Source organism: Pseudoxanthomonas suwonensis J47 (genome assembly GCF_000513955.1).
GTDB classification, from domain to species: domain Bacteria; phylum Pseudomonadota; class Gammaproteobacteria; order Xanthomonadales; family Xanthomonadaceae; genus Pseudoxanthomonas; species Pseudoxanthomonas suwonensis_C.
In genome coordinates this window covers 43899-60569 of record NZ_KI911330.1, presented here as the reverse complement: position 1 = coordinate 60569, position 16671 = coordinate 43899, and the positions used below count along the sequence as shown (strand labels likewise).

Here is a 16671-nt window from a genome sequence, read left to right as displayed (position 1 = left end):
AGCAAAAGCCGCGGCGCTGCCGCCGCTGCGGTGGCGGCCGCCTAGCCCGGCTGCTCGCCGGCGTCGCTGGTGGCCGGTTCCGGCGCCAGCGCCTGCCAGCACGGCAGCTCCGCGACGACGCGGGTGCCGCGCGGCTGCGCCGCCTCGATGGCCAGACTGCCACCCAGGGCCTGCAGGCGTTCGCGCATGCCTTCCAGGCCGTTGCCGGGGCGGATCGCGCCGCCGCGGCCATCGTCCTCCACCTGCAGCCGCCAGCGCTGGCCTTCGCGGCGCAGCGAGACCTGCACGCGGCTGGCGCGGGCATGGCGATGGATGTTGGTCGCCGCCTCGCGCAGGCACAGGGCCAGCACGGTTTCCTGCGCCGGCGGCAGCTCGCCGGCGTCGTTGTCCACCGACAACTGCATGCCATCGCCTTCCAGCAGCACCTTGGCTGCGGCCAGCTCGGCCGCCAGCTCGGCGGCGCGGATCCCGGTGACCGCGCGCCGCACCTGCGCCAGCGCATCGCGCGCGACCTGGCCGAGCTCGCCGATCTCGCGCCGCGCCGCTTCCGGGTTGGCCTGGATCAGGCGCCCGGCCAGGTCGGCCTTGAGCGCGACCAGCGACAACGTATGGCCGAGCAGGTCGTGCAGGTCGCGGCCGATGCGCTCGCGCTCGGCGGTGGCGGCCAGGCGCCGCACCTCGTCCTGCGACAGGCGCAGGGCGACGTCGCGGCTGTGGCGCTGGCGCTCCACGTGCACGATCAGGCCCACCACCAGGGTGGTGACCGGCATCCACGCCAGCGACACCCATGGATAGCCGACCACCAGCGCCAGGCCGACCAGGGCGACATTGCCCAGCAGCAGCACGCCGGCGTAGCCCCAGCCGCTGCGCCACGGGTACATGCCCAGCATTACGCAGCCGAACACGAAATAGCTCATGCCGCTGGGGTACCAGGGCAGCAGCACCAGGCACAGCAGCATCATCGCCAGTGCCAGCTTCGCGGCGTTACGTGGCGCCGCCGACAGCGTGCCGGCGTACAGGGCGATGAACAGCGGGTAGGAAATGGCGGTCAGCAACCACCAGCGGGCGTCGTAGCCCTGCGGGGTGAACACCGGCACCACGAACACCCACACCGACCACAGCAGGTGCACGAACTCGGTCCACAGCGGTTGTCCGCAGCGGCAGTTCTGCCCCAGCAGCGAATCGGGCGCCGGCCGGAGCCAGCGCGGCAGGGAATCGGGCAGCGGCTGCGGTTGCATGGCGGGTACCGGTCAGGAAGTCGCCAGGCGGCGACGGGCCAGGAACAGGAACACAGCGGCCACGCCCAGCAGGACCACCAGGTGCAGCCAGGGCGCCACGCCCTCGGCGAACCCCACCTGCAGCTGCGCGAGCCTGGCCAGATGGTACGACGGCCACAGCGGCGCGATGGTGCGCAGTACTTCCGGCAGCATCGGCAACGGCACGAACAGGCCGGACAGGAACGCCATCGGCAGGTACACGAGGTTGATCAGCGCCGGCGCGCCGCGGCCGCTGACCAGGGTGCCCAGCCACAGGCCCAGCGCGCCCATCGGCAGCACCGCCAGCACCACCACCGCCAGCAGGCCCAGCCAGCCGGCCGGCGCCAGCCGCACCCCGCCCAGGCCGACGGCGAAGGCCGACAGCAGCGCGAACATCACCAGCGAGAACAGCATGGCCATGCCGACCTTCGCCGCCAGGTAGGCGCCCGGCGGCATCGGCTGGGCGCGCTTGAGGGTGAGCAGGCCTTCGCTGCGGTCCAGCGCCACGGTCACGCCGAAGCCGAACAGCGCCACGCCGGTGACGCCGAACACCGCGTAGCCGGCGAACAGGTAGCGCCCCACCTCGTCGCCGCCGCGCGCCAGCAGCACGCCGAACAGCAGGTAGAACAGCGAGGGGAACAGCAGGCTCGGCACGGTGAACGCCGGGGTGCGCCACAGGCGCAGGAACTCGCAGCGCGCTTCCTGCATCCAGATGCGCGGGGTCGATAGGTGCGCGGCACGGCGAGCGGTGGCGTCCATCAGGCGGCCTCCTGGCGGTGGGATTCTCCGGAAGTCAGGGCGAGGAAGGCTTCGGCCAGGCCGGCGCGGCGGACTTCCAGTTCCGACAGCGCCGGGTCCTCGGCCAGCAGCCGGCGCACCACCGGCTCGGCCTCGGTGGCGACGATCTCCAGCCGCCCGCCTTCGCCAACGCGAGCGTCTTCCACGCCCGGCCACGCGGCCACGCGCGGCGGCGCCAGCGTCGACACGCAGCCGACCAGGCGCCGCGACACCCGCGCGCGGATCTCGTCGACGCGTCCCTGCGCCAGCACGCGGCCGCGGTCGATCACCACCACCCGGTCGGCGAGCGCCTCGGCTTCCTCCAGGTAATGGGTGGTCAGCAGCACCGCGCAGCCCTGCGCGGCCAGCGCGCGCACCGTGCGCCAGATCGCCTGCCGCGCATCGATGTCCAGGCCGGTGGTCGGTTCGTCCAGGAACAGCACGCGCGGGCGCCCGCATACCGCCATCGCGAACTGCACGCGCCGCTGCTGGCCGCCGGACAGCTGGCCGTAGCGACGCCCGCGCAGTTCTTCCAGCCCGGCCAGGGCCAGGCATTCGTCGATGCCGAGCGGATCGGGGTAGTAGCTGCGGGTCAGCGCGACCAGCTCGCCGACCTCCAGCGCGTCGGGGATGCCGGCGGTCTGCAGCATCACCCCGGTCCGGCGCCGCGCGTCCAGGGACTGCGGCGGCAGGCCGAACAGCTCGACGCGGCCGGCGTCGGGTTGCTGCAGGCCCAGCAGCAGGCCGACCGCGGTGGTCTTGCCGGCGCCGTTGCGGCCCAGCAGGGCCAGCACCTGGCCGGCGTGCAGTTCCAGGTCGAGCCCGTCCAGGGCGACGGTGCTGCCGTAGCGCTTGTGGGCCTGGTGCAGGCGCGCCAGCGGCGCGGTGGCGCCGGCCTGCGGGAGCACGGAGGTTTCCGTACCGGTATGTGTGGCGGCGTCCATGGGTGGCCTCCTCGCGGAATGGGGCCACTTTCCCGCGCGCAGGCGGCGCGCGGCAGTCATGGGCTTCATGCGAAGCGCATGACAGCTGTCACTGGGGCCGGGCCGGGGCGGACGGCACGATGCGCCGGCAACGCCACGATGTGTCGAAGCGCGGTATTCCCGACCGTCGCGGCAGGTATGCGCACCGGCGGCCACGACGGGTCGCCTGCATGAAGTGACTTCCGGCAACTGGCCGGCGTGTACCCTTGCCGCGGACACTGGATAGGGACTGCTACGGGAACGCAATGAACGCTTCTTCCGAACTGCTCAAGGAACTCCGGCTGGAACGCGGCAAGGCCCCGCCCCCGCCGCCGTCGCGGCGCGGGCTTTGGATCGGGCTGGGCGTGGTCGCGCTGGCCATCGTCGCCGTCGTCGCCTGGCTGCTGCTCGGCCGCGACAGCGCGCCTGAAGTCCGCACCGCGCCGGTCGCGCCGATCGCCAGTAGTGCCAGCGGAAGCGGCGGCGCCTCGGTGCTGGACGCCAGCGGCTACGTGGTGGCGCGGCGCATGGCCACCGTCTCGGCCAAGGTCACTGGCCGCGTGCAGGAAGTGCTGATCGAGGAAGGCATGCGGGTGGAGGAAGGCCAGGTGCTGGCCCGCCTCGATCCGATCGACGCCGACGCGCAGCGCACCCTCGCCGCTTCGCAGCTGTCGGCCGCCCGCGCCCAGATCGACAGTGTGAAGGCGCAGCTGGCCGATGCCGAAGCCAATGCGAAGCGGCTGTCGCAGCTGGTCGGCCAGCAGCTGGTCTCGCGCGCGCAGTACGACCAGGCCATCGCCCAGCGCGACTCGCTGCGCGCGCAGCTGGCCACCGCGCAGCGCAACGCCCAGGTCGCCGGCGACCAGTTGCGCATCGCCGGCCACGGCGTGGACAACACCATCGTGCGCGCGCCGTTCTCCGGCATCGTCACCGCCAAGGCGGCGCAGCCGGGGGAGATCGTCTCGCCGCTGGCCACCGGCGGCTTCACCCGCACCGGCATCGGCACCATCGTCGACATGGAGTCGCTGGAGGTCGAGGTGGAGGTCGGCGAGTCCTACATCGGCCGGGTGCAGCCGAAGATGCCGGTGGAAACCGTGCTCAACGCCTACCCGGACTGGCGCATCCCCGGCGAGGTGATCGCGATCATCCCCGCCGCCGACCGCGGCAAGGCCACGGTGAAGGTGCGCGTCGCGCTGAAGGAGAAGGACCCGCGCATCGTCCCGGACATGGGCGTGCGGGTCAGCTTCCTGGAACGTCCTTCCGACGCCAGCGGCGAGCAGAAGCCGCAGGGCGTGCGCGTGCCGGCCGCGGCGGTCGTGCAGCGCGACGGCGCCGAGGTGGCCTTCGCCCTGGGCAACGAGGACCGCGTCGAGCAGCGCGCGCTGAAGACCGGCGCCACCTCCGGTTCCGAACGCATCGTGCTGTCCGGCCTCAGCGCCGGCGAGACCGTGGTCCTGGACCCGCCGGAAACCCTGAAGGACGGCGACCGCGTGCGCCTGGCCAGCGACAGCCGTTGAGTCCCGCTCCTGCCTGATCCGCCGCGCCCGCGCGGCGGCCGATCCCCCGCCGACGCCGAGTGCGAAGGCCCCGACGAGGAACGAGCGATGACGTCCTTGGTTACCCTCCGCAACGTCACCAAGACCTACCAGCGCGGCCCCGAGAAGGTGCAGGTGCTGCACGGGATCGACCTGGAGATCCCCAAGGGCGACTTCGTCGCGCTGATGGGCCCCTCCGGCTCGGGCAAGACCACCCTGCTGAACCTGATCGGCGGCCTGGACACGCCCAGCGGGGGCGAGATCGAGATCGAGGGCGAGCGCATCGACCGCCTCTCCGGCGGCCAGCTGTCGAACTGGCGCAGCCACCACGTCGGCTTCGTGTTCCAGTTCTACAACCTGATGCCGATGCTGACCGCGCAGAAGAACGTCGAGCTGCCGCTGCTGCTGACGAAACTCGGCGCGGCCGACCGCGCGCGCCGCGCGCAGATCGCGCTGACCCTGGTCGGCCTGGCCGATCGCCGCGGCCACCGCCCGAACGAGCTGTCCGGCGGCCAGCAGCAGCGCGTGGCGATCGCCCGCGCGATCGTCGCCGACCCGACCTTCCTGATCTGCGACGAACCGACCGGCGACCTGGACCGCCACTCGGCCGAGGAGATCCTCGACCTCCTGCAGATGCTCAACCGCGAGCACGGCAAGACCATCATCATGGTCACCCACGACCCGAAGGCCGCCGAGTACGCGACCCACACCATCCACCTGGACAAGGGCGAACTGGCGGAAGCGCCGGCCGCGCACTGACCGGAGGGCATCGCGATGAAATACCTCTCGCTCGTATGGGCGCAGCTGTTCCGCAGCAAGACGCGGACGCTGCTGACCCTGCTGTCGGTGGTCACCGCCTTCCTGCTGTTCGGGATGCTCGACTCGGTGCGCGTGGCCTTCAACTCCGGCGGCAGCCTCGACGGCGCCAACCGCCTGATCACCACCTCGCGCCTGTCCATCACCCAGAGCCTGCCGGTGCGGCTGGAGCAGCAGATCCGCACCGTGCCCGGGGTCCGGGACGTCACCTACGCGATGTGGTTCGGCGGCATCTACCAGGATCCGAAGAACTTCTTCCCCAGCTTCTCGGTGGCGCCGAACTACTTCGAGGTGTACACCAACCTCGAGCTGCCGCCCGAGCAGCTGCGCGCCTTCCAGGACACCCGCACCGGCGCGGTGGTCGGCGAGGCATTGGCGAAGGAGTTCGGCTGGAAGGTCGGCGACACCATTCCGCTGCAGGCGACGATCTTCCCGCGCCAGGGCAGCAACGACTGGCCGCTGCAGCTGGTCGGCATCTTCCGCTCCAAGGACCGCGCCGCCGCGGCCGGCGAGGAGCGCCAGCTGGTGATGAACTGGACCTACTTCGACGAGGCCAACGACTACATCAAGGGCCAGGTCAGCTGGTTCACGGTCACCCTCGACAATCCGGCGCACGCCTCGCGCGTGGCCCAGGCCATCGACGCGCTGTCGATGAACTCCGACCGCGAGACCAAGAGCCAGACCGAGTCGGCGTTCCAGCAGTCCTTCGCCAAGCAGTTCGCCGACATCGGCCTGATCGTCACCTCGATCATGGGCGCGGTGTTCTTCACCCTGCTGCTGCTGACCGGCAACACCATGGCCCAGGCGGTGCGCGAACGCATCCCGGAACTGGCGATCCTCAAGACCCTGGGCTTCAAGGACGGCACCGTGCTGTGGCTGGTGCTGGTGGAGTCGGTGCTGCTGGTCGGACTGGGCGGACTGGTGGGCATGTGCCTGGCCTCGCTGATCCTGCCGGCGCTGGCGAGCCGCGCGCAGGGCCTGCTGCCGCCAACCATCCCGATGCAGACCTGGCTGGTGGGCGCGGGCCTGATCGTGCTTATCGGCCTGGTGGTGGGCGTGCTGCCGGCGCTGCGCGCCAAGCGGCTGAAGATCGTCGATGCGCTGGCCGGACGCTGAGGAGATACGGACATGAAGAGGCAATGGTTCTGGAACCTGCTCACCGTCGTGCTGCTCGTCGTGGGCCTGGCCGTGTGGATCATGCTGCCCTGGCAGGGCGTGCTCGCCGTGGCGGTGCTGCTGGCGCTGTGGCTGCTGCTGACCCGCTCGGGGCGGCTGGCGCTGGCGGCGGCGCGCATCGGCATCGCCAGCCTGCCGCAGCGCTGGGGCGCTTCGTCGGTGATCATCGTCGGCATCGCCGGCGTGGTCGCGGTGCTGGTGGCGATGCTGTCGATGGGCCGCGGCTTCCAGGCCACGGTCGCCGGGACCGGCAACGAGACCACGGCGATCGTGCTGCGTGGCGGTTCGCAGGCGGAAACCAACTCGGTGATCATGCGCGACCAGGTGCCGCTGATCGCCAGCCTGCCGGGCATCGCCCGCGGCGAGGACGGGCGGCCGCTGGTCTCGGCGGAACTGTCCCAGGTGGTCAGCCTGCGCTCCCGCGAGGACGGCAGCGACGTCAATGCGCAGTTCCGCGGCGTGGAAGAGGCGGGCTGGGCGGTGCACGACTCGGTGAAGATCGTCGAGGGCCGCAAGTACAACAGCGGCCTGCGCGAGATCGTGGTCGGCCAGGGTGCGCAGAAGCAGTTCCGCGACCTGGACGTGGGCAGCACGCTGAAGCTGGGCAACCAGGAGTGGAAGGTGGTCGGCAAGTTCGCCTCGGGCGACGCGCACGATTCGGAGCTGTGGACCGACGCGCAGACCCTGGCCACCACCTATAACCGCGGGGCGTGGCAGCTGGTGTCGGTGCGTACCGAGGGCGAGACCGGCTTCGAGCAGTTCAAGGCAGCGATGGCGGCCGATCCGCGCCTGAAGCTGGACGTGGAGACGACCCGGGCCTACTACGCCAGGCAGAGCGGCCAGCTCAACCAGCTGCTGACCATTCTCGGCACGGTGATCGGTTCGATCATGGCGGTGGGCGCGGTGTTCGGTGCGCTCAACACGATGTACGCGGCGGTGGCCGGGCGTGCGCGCGAGATCGCGACGATGCGGGCGATCGGTTTCCGCGGGCTGCCGGTGGTGGTGGCGGTGATGCTGGAGACGATGCTGCTGGCGCTGGTCGGCGGGATCGTCGGCGGGCTGGTGGCCTGGCTGGTGTTCAATGGCTACAGCGCGTCGACCATGGGCAGCAACTTCAGCGCGGTGGTGTTCGAGTTCAAGGTGACGCCGGAACTGCTGTGGTCGGGGCTGAAGTGGGCCCTGGGCATCGGCCTGGTCGGCGGCCTGTTCCCCGCCCTCCGCGCCGCCCGCCTGCCCATCACCACCGCCCTGCGGGCGCTCTGACGCCTGTCTCCCCTGCCCCACAGGGGAGGGGTTCTTGTCTCGCACGGCCAATAGAAGCCCGAGCCTCGACGCCACCCGAGGACGTCGTCCCAAGGGGGTATGGCGCAAGCAGGCCATGGATGGCCTGCGCTCGCGCGTTGGAGCCATGGACGGCGGAACCGCGCGATGCGCCATACCCCCTTGGGGCGGCGGCCCCGTCCGGAGCCCGTGCCCTGCTTCGATATACGCCATAGGGCGCACGCAGGAGCACGTCGGAATGCCTGCCCTCTCCCCAAACCCTCTCCCGGGGAAAGAGGGGCTTGAACCCGGATGCGGCCTGCGGCCTTATCCGGGCTACGGTCAAGCACGGCGGCTGCGCCAGAGGCCTTCGCCGGCGTAGATCGCCAGGCCCAGCCAGATCGCGCCGAAGCCGAGGGCGCGGGAGGTGCCGAAGGGCTCGTTGAAGAACCACACGCCCAGCAGCAGCTGCAGGGTCGGGGCGATGTACTGCAGGAGGCCGACCAGGCTCAGCGGGATGCGGCGTACGCCGTAGGCGAAGCCGATCAGCGGCACGGCGGTGACCACGCCGCCGAACACCAGCAGCAGGTCGGTGCCCCAGCCCCAGCCGCTGGCGAAACTGCCGCCATGGCCCCATTCGGCCCACAGCACGTAGGCCAGCGAGGGCAGGAACAGGTACAGGCTCTCCAGACCGAGGCCGGCCACCGGATCCACCGAGACCAGCTTGCGCACCAGGCCGTACAGGCCGAACGAGGCGGCCAGGCCCAGCGCGATCCACGGCGGCGAGCCGGCGCTGATGGTCAGCCAGGCCACGCCGGCCGCGGCGCAGCCGACCGCGATCCACTGCAGCCGGCGCAGGCGCTCGTGCAGCACCAGCACGCCCAGCACGACGTTGACCAGCGGGTTGATGAAGTAGCCCAGGCTGGTCTCGACCACGTGGCCGGCGTTGACCGCCCAGATGTACAGGCCCCAGTTGACCGCGATCAGCACCGCGCTCAGCGCCAGCGCCGGCAGCGCGCGCGGTTGCGCGGCAAGCTTGCGCAGCCAGCCGAAGCCGTTGCTGAGCAGCAGCCACGCCACCACCAGCAGCGCGCTCCAGACCACGCGGTGCGCCATGATCTGCATCGACGGCACCGCCTTGAGCAGGTGCCAGTACAGCGGCACCACGCCCCAGATCACGAAGGTGGCGGCGGTGACCGCCAGTCCGCGCCGGTCCACCGCGGCCTGCAGCGGCTGCGGGCTCATCGGCGCAGCACCTTGGCCAGGGTGATGATCACCACGCCGGCGAGGATCACCGCCATCGCACCGAGGTCGTGCGCGGTGAAGCGCTCGCCGGCCAGCCACGCACCCAGGGCCACGGCGATGGCCGGGTTGACGTAGGCGTAGCTGCTCACCAGCGCCGGGCGCACGTGGTGCAGCAGCCAGACGTAGGTGCTGAAGGCGATCACCGAGCCGAACACGGCCAGGTACAGCAGCGCGAGCAGGCCCTGGGTGGTCGGCGCTGCGTCCAGGGTCTCGCCGCGCAGCAGGCCGGTGGCCAGCAGCAGCGCGCCGCCGCACAGCATCTGCCCGGCGGCGGCCATGAACGGCGACGGCAGGTCGCGCCCGCGCGACCACAGCGACCCGAAGGCCCAGGCCACCGGCGCGATCAGCAGCAGCACCAGGCCGGTCGGGCTGGCGCTGAGGCTGCTGCCGGCGTTGAGCCAGAGCACGCCGAGGAAGCCGATGGCAATGCCGATCCATTCGATGCGGCTGGGCTTCGCGCCGTAGAAGATGCCGAACAGGCCCATCCACAGCGGCACCGAGGCCACCGCCACCGCGGCCAGGCCGGAGGACACGTCCTGTTCGGCCAGCACCACGAAGCCGTTGCCGAACAGCAGCAGCAGCGCGCCCATCACCAGCAGGTTCTTCCACTGCGCGCGGGTCGGCGCGGCCACGCCGCGCCAGCGCAGGAACACGAACATCGCGCTGCCGGCGACCAGGAAGCGGAAGCCGGACACGGCGCCCAGCGGCGGCAGGCCGCCTTCGAGCGCGAAGCGGATGCCCAGGTAGGTGGAACCCCAGACCACGTAGACGATGGCCAGGGCGGCGGCAACGGCCAGCCCGCCGGTGCGGACCGGGGCCTGTACGGAAGAGGACATGGGGGCGGACGCGCGGTCTAGACGGTCGCTGATTCTACCGTGGCCCCACGCCGGGGCTTGTGCCGGAAGTAGGCGTTCTGCGTTGCGGCGGTGGCGTGGCTGAAGCGCCGGCAACCACGTTCGGGACGGGACTTCCGGGCGCGACGGGGCCGGCGCAGAATCGGGCAAGTCCACGCAGGAGACCCGTCATGATCAAGCGCACGATCCTGTTGCTGCCGCTGCTGGCGGCCTTCGCCGTCGCGCCGGTGGATGCGCGCAACGTGGTCACCGACCCGTCCGCGCCGCGCGCCCTGCCCGCCGATGGCCCGGTCAGCGTCGAATGGACCGATCCGGCCCAGTTCTCCGACATCCGCTTCAGCCGCAACCGCTTCGAAGCCGAACAGGGCAGCTGGGTGCAGCAGCTGGCCGGATACCTGCAGGAACGCGCGGCCAAGCGCCTGCCGGAAGGCCAGCGCATGGACGTCACCATCACCGACATCCAGCGCGCCGGCAGCTACGAGCCGCAGCTGGGCCTGAACTACCAGCACGTGCGGGTGATGCGCGACATCTATCCGCCGCGCATGACCCTGCAGGTGCGCATTACCGATGCCGACGGCAACGTCGTGTCCGAGGGCGAGCGCAAGCTGTCGGACATGAACTACCTGCACAACGGCACCCAGCTGCGCAACGATCCGCTGCGCCACGAGAAGCGCATGATCGACGACTGGCTGCGCCGCGAGCTCCCCGCCGACGGCGGCCTGGCGGCGAAGTAAGCGCCTGGGCGGGCCGGCGGCGCGGGCCGCCGGCCAGTCGCCCTCAGAAGTCCGGCGCCAGCGCCTGCTCGATCTGCTCGCGCGGGGCGTTGGTGTAGTTCTTCGGCACCTCGGCCAGCACCCGGCCGCGGGCTTCCGCGTGCAGCAGCGGGCGCAGCGTGCCCAGCGTCGTCGGGTCGGCGGCGATCACCAGGCCCGCGTAGCGTCCTTCCAGCGCGTCCTTGTTGAGGCGCAGCGCCAGCTGCCGCGCGAACGAGGCCTCGTCGACCTCGCGCGCGCCGACGTCGGCCGGCAGCACCGCCGGCATCACGCCTTCGGCCGGGTCCAGCTGCAGCGCTTCTTCCTGGTGCAGGCGCACCGCGCCGTTCTCCGTGCCGAGGGTGCGGAACAGGCGCGCCGACGCGCCGTCGGCGACCAGTACCCAGGTATCGCGGGGAATCCTGCGCATCATGTCTCCTTCCTCGTGGGCGAACCCCGAACCTAGGGCCGATGGCGTTAGCCCCGCGCGCAGGCCCCGTCACGATTCCGTGCGCGTCGTGCCACCATGTCCACGCAGCGCGCGTCCCCCACCCTGCACGAGGAGTCCGCCAATGAGCCGTTTCGACCTCACCCCGCCCACCCAGGCCCAGCGCGAAGCGCTGATCGCCGGGCTCTCGGGCGAGGAGCGCCGGGTGCTGCTCCAGCACGGCACCGAGGCGCCGTTCTGCGGCGTGTTCCTCGACAACAAGCGCGAGGGCACCTACTGCTGCCGGCTGTGCGGCCTGCCGCTGTTCCGCTCCAGCGCCAAGTTCGATTCCGGCACCGGCTGGCCGAGCTTCTTCGAGCCGTATGCGGAGGAACACCTGGGCCGGATCCGCGACACCAGCCACGGCATGATCCGCACCGAGATCGTGTGCGCGCGCTGCGGCAGCCACCTGGGCCACGTGTTCCCCGACGGCCCGCCGCCGACCTTCGAGCGGCACTGCCTGAATTCGGTGTCGCTGGCCTTCGTCGATGCCGGCGAACCGCTGCCCGACCCGCTCGGCCGCGGCGGCGCCGAAGCCGGCCCGGCCTGAGCGGACTTTCCCGGAGTCCGGCGGCGCCGCTGGCGTTACCATGCCGGCTCCTCCCGAGAGGAGTCGTGCATGAAGTACCTGCTGCTCGTGTACATCGACCCGGAACTGCTGCAGAAGGTGCCGGCGGAGGAATACGACGCGGAGATGCGGCACTGCATCCGCCACGCCATGTCCCTGGCCGAACGCGGCACCATCGTCGGCTTCAACAAGCTCGAGGAGCCGAAGCAGGCGCGCACCGTGCGCGTGCGCGAGGGCCGCACCGCGGTCTTCGATGGCCCCTTCGCCGAGACCAAGGAAGTGCTGGCCGGCTACAACCTCGTCGAGGCCGATTCGATGGAGGAGGCGGTGGAACTGGCCAAGCAGTTCCCGTGGGCGCGCTACGGCAGCATGGAAGTGCGCCCGGTCGCCGACATGGACGCCGAGCGCGTGCGCGTCGGCGCCTGACCCGCGCCCGCCTCAGCTGGCGCAGCCGGCATCGGTGGCGGTGGTGACGCAGTGGCGGAAGCCGCGCGGCAGGCCCTGCACCTGGTGGCGGCGGCCGACGGCCAGTTCGAAACGGTCCAGTTCGTGGCGCCGGCAGGCCTGGTCGCCGCTGGCATCGCGCGCGTCGGCCGGGCAGTTCTCTTCCCAGATGCGGTAGTGGCAGCCGCCGCTGGCGCTGGAGAAGCACTCGAACACGGTCTGGCCTTCCACCTGGGTGGTCTTGCTGAACAGCAGTTCGGTGCCGTTCTCGACCACGCGGGTGATGCTGGTCGTGCTCGGGCGCTTGTCGACGCCGAACAGCGCCAGCAGGCAGGAAAGGAGGATGGTCAGGAAATGCATGGCACACCTCGGGGGGAATGGGCACCGCGGCATCCGGTCGTGCGCGGCGCCAGGGAACTCGGGGAAACCTGGGACTTCATGCGGCAACTCCCTGTGGATGCACGGCGGCGGCGAACCGTCGCAGTGCCGTGGCGTTCGCGTTCTCCTGCGCTCACATCCCGCGGAACAGGGCCATGTACGGCACGCTCACCGGCAGGGTTTCGCTGCGGCCCTTCAGGCGCAACGTGCCCTTGCCGCTGTCGTCGCGGACCACCGAGGCCACGGCGCGCAGGTTGACGATGGTCGAGCGGTGGATCTGCCGGAACTGGTGCGGATCCAGCGCGGCCAGCAGCTCCTTCAGCGGCGTGCGCAGCAGCGCCTCGCCGGCCTCGGTCACCACCACGGTGTACTTGCTGTCGGCGCGGAAATAGAGCACCTCGTCGAGCATGATCAGGCGCGTCTCGCGGCCGGCGTTGGCGGTGATCCAGGCCAGCGGCGGCGGCGCGCTCGGCTCGGCCGGACGCTGCTGCAGGTGGCGCAGCAGCGCGTCCAGCGTGGCCTGGTCGGGGCGGCCGGCGGCCATCCGCGACTGCACCCGCTGCACGGTGGCCTGCAGGCGGTCGCGCGCCACCGGCTTGAGCAGGTAGTCGACCGCGCCCTGTTCGAAGGCGTCGATCGCGTACTGGTCGTAGGCGGTGACGAACACCACCTGGGTGCGCGGACTGACCTCGGACAGCGCCGCGGCGACCTCGATGCCGGTCAGGCCGGGCATGCGGATGTCGAGGAAGGCCACGTCCGGCTGGTGCTCGGCGATGGCTTCCAGGGCGCAGGCGCCGTCCTCGCACTCGGCGACGATGCGCAGCGCCGGCCAGACCTCGCCCAGCTGCAGCAGCAGCGAGGTGCGCAGCAGCTCCTCGTCCTCGGCGATGACGCAATCAACCATGGCGGGCCTCTCCTTCCATGCGCGCCACGCCCGGCAGCGGCGGCGGAACGGTGCTGGTCTCCGGCAGCGGCAGCGACAGGGTCGCGGCCACGCCGCTGGGGAAATTGGAAACGATCGAGAAGGACGCGCGCTCGCCGTAGGTCAGGCGCAGGCGCTCGCGCAGGTTCTTCAGGCCGATGCCGGTGCCGGAGGTGGCGCCGCCGAAGCCCTGGCCGTCGTCGGCGACGGTGACCGTGGCGTGGTCGTCGAGGCGGCGCGCCAGGATCCAGATGTTGCCGCCGCCGGGCTTGGGTTCGAGCCCATGCTTGATCGCGTTCTCGACCAGGGTCTGCAGCATCATCGACGGCAGCTGCACCTGCTTGAGCTCGTCGGCGACCTCGATGTGCAGCTCCAGGCGCGCGCCCATGCGGATCCGCAGGATCTCCAGGTAGGCGCGGGTGCGCTCCAGCTCCTCGCCCAGGGTGGACAGGGCGTCGTGCTCGCGCGGCAGGGAGCGGCGCAGGTACTGGATCAGGTGGCCGATCATCTGCTCGCAGCGCGCCGGATCGGTGCGCGCCAGCACCTGGGCGTTGGCCAGGGTGTTGTAGAGGAAGTGCGGCTCGACCTGGGCCATCAGCAGGTTCAGGCGGGCCACGGTCAGCGCGTTGTCGGTGGCGCTGCGCTCGGCGGCGGCCTGCTCGTCGCGGCGCTGCTCGGCCACGCGGCGGCTGACCGAGCGCTGCAGGGCCTCGGCGTTCTCGAAGTTGCTGCCTTCGTCCAGGGCGAACAGGTCGACCCAGTGCGGCGCATCCGGCTCGCACAGCAGGGTCGCGCTGCTGATCCCGTCGCCCGGCTGCACCGTGGCCAGCACCCGGTCGTGGGTGATGGCGAAGCGCGCCAGCAGGTTCCAGCGCGAGGGCTGGGCGCCGCCGAACGGGTCGTTGCGGCGCACCCGCGCCCGCACCTGCAGGCTGCCGCGCGACTCCTCGATGTCCTCCGCCCGCGGCAGCTCGCGCACCGCGGCGGCGACCAGGGCGAAGGCGGCGTCCACGTCCAGCGGCAGTTCGATGCGGCGCTGCTGGTGGGCGCTGATCGTGGCCGCGTCGATCCGCCCGGCGATCAGCTTGACCCGGCGCAGGTGGGTGATCGCGCCGAGGGTGGCCATGGCCACCAGGCCCAGGGTCAGCAGCCAGAAGATCCCGCCGACGCCGTTGAAGATGGCGCTCCAGACCAGCCCGGCCACGAAGATGGCGACGGCCCAGGCGAACAGGATGCGCAGGATCAGGAACAGGCTGGTGGACACGCGGCACCGGGGGCTTTTACGTTGCCGCGGAGCATAGCGGCCGCTGCTGCCATGGGAAGCCCGGCTGCGACGGAAGCCCGGATGCAGCGACGGAACGCGCCGGAACGGGACCGGACGCGCGCCGGCCCGGCCGACGTGGCGCCCCGATGCGCGAACCCGCCCCGCCCGGCCGGACGACCGGGATGGGGTGCCGGTGGCCGGCGCCGGTCGCCTAGGGGACGCCGGCCGGGTCGTTCGCCGGCACCCCCTCGATCCGCTGCCAGGCGCGTTCGAACACGGTCGCCGCCTCGTCCTCGGTCAGCAGGCTGGAGGCCACGTCCTCGCGCCCCAGGTACAGGCGCATGGCCTCGCCGCGCCCGGCGCGCGGATGGTTGAGGTACACGTCGTAAACCGCGCACAGCACCGGCCAGTACCGGGCGAAGCTGCGCATCGCGCGTGCGCGCGGAAGACCGTGGTAGCGCTGGCGCCAGTGCTCGCGTTCCCGGTCGATGTCGATCATCACCGCCTGTCGTGCAGACGCTCTTGCGTCGTCCATTGCTCGTGCCCACCGTCCGCGGGTGGCGCCCCGCCGGCACCCACCACAGAGCACGAGGATTGCAACGCGCGCGTCGGAGTGCAGTGAAAGATTGCGTGGTGCGATGAAGCGTTCAGCGCATGAGCTCATGCCTGTCGCGCATCACGATGCAATCGAGCGATGCCCCGTCCGGGTGCGTCAGATTCTTCTCAGGCGGCGAGCGCGTTGCCCGCGGCATGGCCCGACGCCCAGGCCCACTGGAAGTTGTAACCGCCCAGCCAGCCGGTGACGTCGAGCACTTCGCCGACGAAATACAGGCCCGGCACCAGGCGCGACTGCAGGGTGCTGGAGGACACGCCGTCGGTATCGACGCCGCCCAGGGTGACCTCGGCGGTGCGGTAGCCCTCGGTACCGCTGGCCACCAGCGGCCAGTCGGCGAGCAGCGCGGCAGCCTGGCGCAGCTGCGGCGGGTCGTACTGGCGCATCGGCCGGTTCGGCAGCCAGACCTCACACAGGCGCTGGGCGAAGCGCTTCGGCATGGCCTCGGCCAGTACCGTTTTCAGCTCCGCATCCGGGCGCGCCTTCTGCTGCGCGCGCAGCCACTCGTGCGCGTCGCGGCCGGGCAGCAGGTCCAGGCGCAGCTCGTCGCCGGGCTGCCAGTATGAGGAGATCTGCAGGATCGCCGGGCCGCTGACGCCGCGGTGGGTGAACAGCATCGCCTCGCGGAAGCTGCGGCCGTTGCAGCGCGCCTCCACTTCCAGGGCCACGCCGGACAGGTCGGCCAGGCGCTCCTGGTGCTTGCCGGACAGGGTCAGCGGCACCAGCCCGGCGCGGGTCGGCAGCACCGCGTGGCCGAACTGGCGGGCCAGCTCGTAGCCGAAGCCGCTGGCGCCGAGGCTGGGGATCGACAGCCCGCCGCTGGCCACCACCAGCGCCGGCGCGGCGAAGCTGCCCTGCGCGGTGCGCACGCGGAAGCCGCCGTCGTCGCCGTGCTCGACGCGCTCGATCGTGCAGTGGGTGCGGATCTCCACGCCGGCCGCGGCGCACTCATCCACCAGCATCTTCACGATCAGCTTGGAGGACACGTCGCAGAACAGCTGGCCGGGCGCTTTCTCGTGGTAGGCGATGCGGTGCTTCTCGACCAGGTCGATGAAGTGCCAGGGCGTGTAGCGGGCCAGGGCCGACTTGCAGAAGTGCGGGTTGGCCGACAGGTAGTTGGCCGGGGTGGTGCCGGTGTTGGTGAAATTGCAGCGCCCGCCGCCGGACATCAGGATCTTCTTGCCGACCTTGTTGGCGTGCTCGACCACCAGCACGCGCAGGCCGCGGCCGCCGGCGGTCAGCGCGCACATCAGCCCGGCGGCGCCGGCGCCGATGACGATGGCGTCGTAACGCTGCGACACC

General features: G+C 71.4%; 18 protein-coding genes. 7 read left to right on the top strand and 11 right to left on the bottom strand.

Annotated elements, in window-relative coordinates; translation table 11 throughout:
* Window positions 1-41 precede the first annotated feature (41 nt).
* The 3 genes from M503_RS16540 to M503_RS0113375 are packed head-to-tail and all read right to left on the bottom strand — an operon-like array spanning window position 42 to window position 2977.
* The gene (locus tag M503_RS16540; RefSeq protein ID WP_037061460.1) at window positions 42-1238 is read right to left on the bottom strand and encodes a sensor histidine kinase; all 1197 of its coding nucleotides are present in this window, start codon (window positions 1236-1238) and stop codon (window positions 42-44) included.
* Between the two features lie 12 nt (window positions 1239-1250).
* Window positions 1251-2015 (bottom strand): ABC transporter permease, encoded by a 765-nt coding sequence (locus M503_RS0113380; protein WP_028919809.1) that lies wholly within the window; start codon window positions 2013-2015, stop codon window positions 1251-1253.
* The gene (locus M503_RS0113375; RefSeq protein ID WP_081721053.1) at window positions 2015-2977 is read right to left on the bottom strand and encodes an ABC transporter ATP-binding protein; all 963 of its coding nucleotides are present in this window, start codon (window positions 2975-2977) and stop codon (window positions 2015-2017) included. The genes M503_RS0113380 and M503_RS0113375 overlap by 1 nt, the downstream gene beginning before the upstream one ends.
* Window positions 2978-3261: 284 nt before the next feature.
* Between M503_RS0113375 and M503_RS0113370 the strand changes: the two genes are divergently transcribed.
* The 4 genes from M503_RS0113370 to M503_RS0113355 all read left to right on the top strand — a co-directional run bounded on the left by M503_RS0113370 (window position 3262) and on the right by M503_RS0113355 (window position 7785).
* Window positions 3262-4512 carry an efflux RND transporter periplasmic adaptor subunit gene (locus M503_RS0113370; RefSeq protein ID WP_028919807.1) on the top strand — a complete coding sequence of 417 codons (1251 nt, stop codon included), beginning with the start codon at window positions 3262-3264 and terminating at the stop codon, window positions 4510-4512.
* 87 nt (window positions 4513-4599) lie between these two features.
* Complete coding sequence (locus M503_RS0113365; protein WP_028919806.1) at window positions 4600-5289, top strand: ABC transporter ATP-binding protein; 690 nt, start codon at window positions 4600-4602, stop codon at window positions 5287-5289.
* Window positions 5290-5304: 15 nt separating this feature from the next.
* Window positions 5305-6462, top strand: a complete 1158-nt coding sequence (locus M503_RS0113360) for an ABC transporter permease (protein ID WP_028919805.1) — start codon at window positions 5305-5307, stop codon at window positions 6460-6462.
* A gap of 12 nt (window positions 6463-6474) precedes the next feature.
* Window positions 6475-7785, top strand: a complete 1311-nt coding sequence (locus M503_RS0113355; RefSeq protein ID WP_028919804.1) for an ABC transporter permease — start codon at window positions 6475-6477, stop codon at window positions 7783-7785.
* 339 nt (window positions 7786-8124) lie between these two features.
* Here the strand turns inward: M503_RS0113355 and rarD are convergent, their stop codons facing one another.
* The gene (gene rarD / locus M503_RS0113350) at window positions 8125-9027 is read right to left on the bottom strand and encodes an EamA family transporter RarD (protein WP_024870155.1); all 903 of its coding nucleotides are present in this window, start codon (window positions 9025-9027) and stop codon (window positions 8125-8127) included.
* Window positions 9024-9956, bottom strand: coding sequence for a drug/metabolite exporter YedA (yedA, locus tag M503_RS0113345; RefSeq protein ID WP_197017233.1), 933 nt, complete (start codon window positions 9954-9956; stop codon window positions 9024-9026). Before yedA ends, rarD begins: the two co-directional genes overlap by 4 nt.
* A 155-nt stretch (window positions 9957-10111) precedes the next feature.
* Here yedA and M503_RS0113340 point away from each other — a divergent pair, with 155 nt between their 5' ends.
* Window positions 10112-10675 (top strand): DUF3016 domain-containing protein, encoded by a 564-nt coding sequence (locus M503_RS0113340; protein WP_028919802.1) that lies wholly within the window; start codon window positions 10112-10114, stop codon window positions 10673-10675.
* A gap of 43 nt (window positions 10676-10718) precedes the next feature.
* On the opposite strand, the gene M503_RS0113335 is transcribed toward M503_RS0113340, so the two are convergent.
* Window positions 10719-11123 (bottom strand): host attachment protein, encoded by a 405-nt coding sequence (locus tag M503_RS0113335; protein WP_051414628.1) that lies wholly within the window; start codon window positions 11121-11123, stop codon window positions 10719-10721.
* 142 nt (window positions 11124-11265) lie between these two features.
* On the opposite strand from M503_RS0113335, the gene msrB reads away from it, so the two are divergent.
* Window positions 11266-11730 carry a peptide-methionine (R)-S-oxide reductase MsrB gene (gene msrB, locus M503_RS0113330; protein ID WP_028919800.1) on the top strand — a complete coding sequence of 155 codons (465 nt, stop codon included), beginning with the start codon at window positions 11266-11268 and terminating at the stop codon, window positions 11728-11730.
* Window positions 11731-11799: 69 nt separating this feature from the next.
* Window positions 11800-12174: a YciI family protein gene (locus M503_RS0113325; protein ID WP_028919799.1), complete on the top strand. Its 375-nt coding sequence runs from the start codon at window positions 11800-11802 to the stop codon at window positions 12172-12174.
* 12 nt (window positions 12175-12186) lie between these two features.
* Here M503_RS0113325 and M503_RS0113320 read toward each other — a convergent pair whose 3' ends face one another.
* The 5 genes from M503_RS0113320 to M503_RS0113300 form a co-directional block, all read right to left on the bottom strand.
* Window positions 12187-12552 (bottom strand): hypothetical protein, encoded by a 366-nt coding sequence (locus M503_RS0113320; RefSeq protein WP_028919798.1) that lies wholly within the window; start codon window positions 12550-12552, stop codon window positions 12187-12189.
* 151 nt (window positions 12553-12703) lie between these two features.
* Complete coding sequence (locus M503_RS0113315; protein WP_028919797.1) at window positions 12704-13474, bottom strand: LytR/AlgR family response regulator transcription factor; 771 nt, start codon at window positions 13472-13474, stop codon at window positions 12704-12706.
* Entirely contained in the window at window positions 13467-14756 is a 1290-nt protein-coding gene (locus M503_RS0113310) for a sensor histidine kinase (RefSeq protein ID WP_028919796.1), read from the bottom strand. The genes M503_RS0113315 and M503_RS0113310 overlap by 8 nt, the downstream gene beginning before the upstream one ends.
* Before the next feature lie 211 nt (window positions 14757-14967).
* Window positions 14968-15291, bottom strand: coding sequence for a hypothetical protein (locus M503_RS16535; protein ID WP_024870164.1), 324 nt, complete (start codon window positions 15289-15291; stop codon window positions 14968-14970).
* A gap of 188 nt (window positions 15292-15479) precedes the next feature.
* Window positions 15480-16670: an NAD(P)/FAD-dependent oxidoreductase gene (locus tag M503_RS0113300; protein WP_028919795.1), complete on the bottom strand. Its 1191-nt coding sequence runs from the start codon at window positions 16668-16670 to the stop codon at window positions 15480-15482.
* Window position 16671 lies beyond the last annotated feature (1 nt).

Excerpts from the sequence above, each read along its gene's own strand:
- M503_RS16540 (WP_037061460.1), bottom strand. The coding sequence starts at position 1,238 with ATGCAACCGCAGCCGCTGCCCGATTCCCTGCCGCGCTGGCTCCGGCCG.
- M503_RS0113380 (WP_028919809.1), bottom strand. The coding sequence starts at position 2,015 with ATGGACGCCACCGCTCGCCGTGCCGCGCACCTATCGACCCCGCGCATC.
- M503_RS0113375 (WP_081721053.1), bottom strand. The coding sequence starts at position 2,977 with ATGGACGCCGCCACACATACCGGTACGGAAACCTCCGTGCTCCCGCAG.
- M503_RS0113370 (WP_028919807.1), top strand. The coding sequence starts at position 3,262 with ATGAACGCTTCTTCCGAACTGCTCAAGGAACTCCGGCTGGAACGCGGC.
- M503_RS0113365 (WP_028919806.1), top strand. The coding sequence starts at position 4,600 with ATGACGTCCTTGGTTACCCTCCGCAACGTCACCAAGACCTACCAGCGC.
- M503_RS0113360 (WP_028919805.1), top strand. The coding sequence starts at position 5,305 with ATGAAATACCTCTCGCTCGTATGGGCGCAGCTGTTCCGCAGCAAGACG.
- M503_RS0113355 (WP_028919804.1), top strand. The coding sequence starts at position 6,475 with ATGAAGAGGCAATGGTTCTGGAACCTGCTCACCGTCGTGCTGCTCGTC.
- rarD (WP_024870155.1), bottom strand. The coding sequence starts at position 9,027 with ATGAGCCCGCAGCCGCTGCAGGCCGCGGTGGACCGGCGCGGACTGGCG.
- M503_RS0113340 (WP_028919802.1), top strand. The coding sequence starts at position 10,112 with ATGATCAAGCGCACGATCCTGTTGCTGCCGCTGCTGGCGGCCTTCGCC.
- M503_RS0113335 (WP_051414628.1), bottom strand. The coding sequence starts at position 11,123 with ATGCGCAGGATTCCCCGCGATACCTGGGTACTGGTCGCCGACGGCGCG.
- msrB (WP_028919800.1), top strand. The coding sequence starts at position 11,266 with ATGAGCCGTTTCGACCTCACCCCGCCCACCCAGGCCCAGCGCGAAGCG.
- M503_RS0113325 (WP_028919799.1), top strand. The coding sequence starts at position 11,800 with ATGAAGTACCTGCTGCTCGTGTACATCGACCCGGAACTGCTGCAGAAG.
- M503_RS0113320 (WP_028919798.1), bottom strand. The coding sequence starts at position 12,552 with ATGCATTTCCTGACCATCCTCCTTTCCTGCCTGCTGGCGCTGTTCGGC.
- M503_RS0113315 (WP_028919797.1), bottom strand. The coding sequence starts at position 13,474 with ATGGTTGATTGCGTCATCGCCGAGGACGAGGAGCTGCTGCGCACCTCG.
- M503_RS16535 (WP_024870164.1), bottom strand. The coding sequence starts at position 15,291 with ATGGACGACGCAAGAGCGTCTGCACGACAGGCGGTGATGATCGACATC.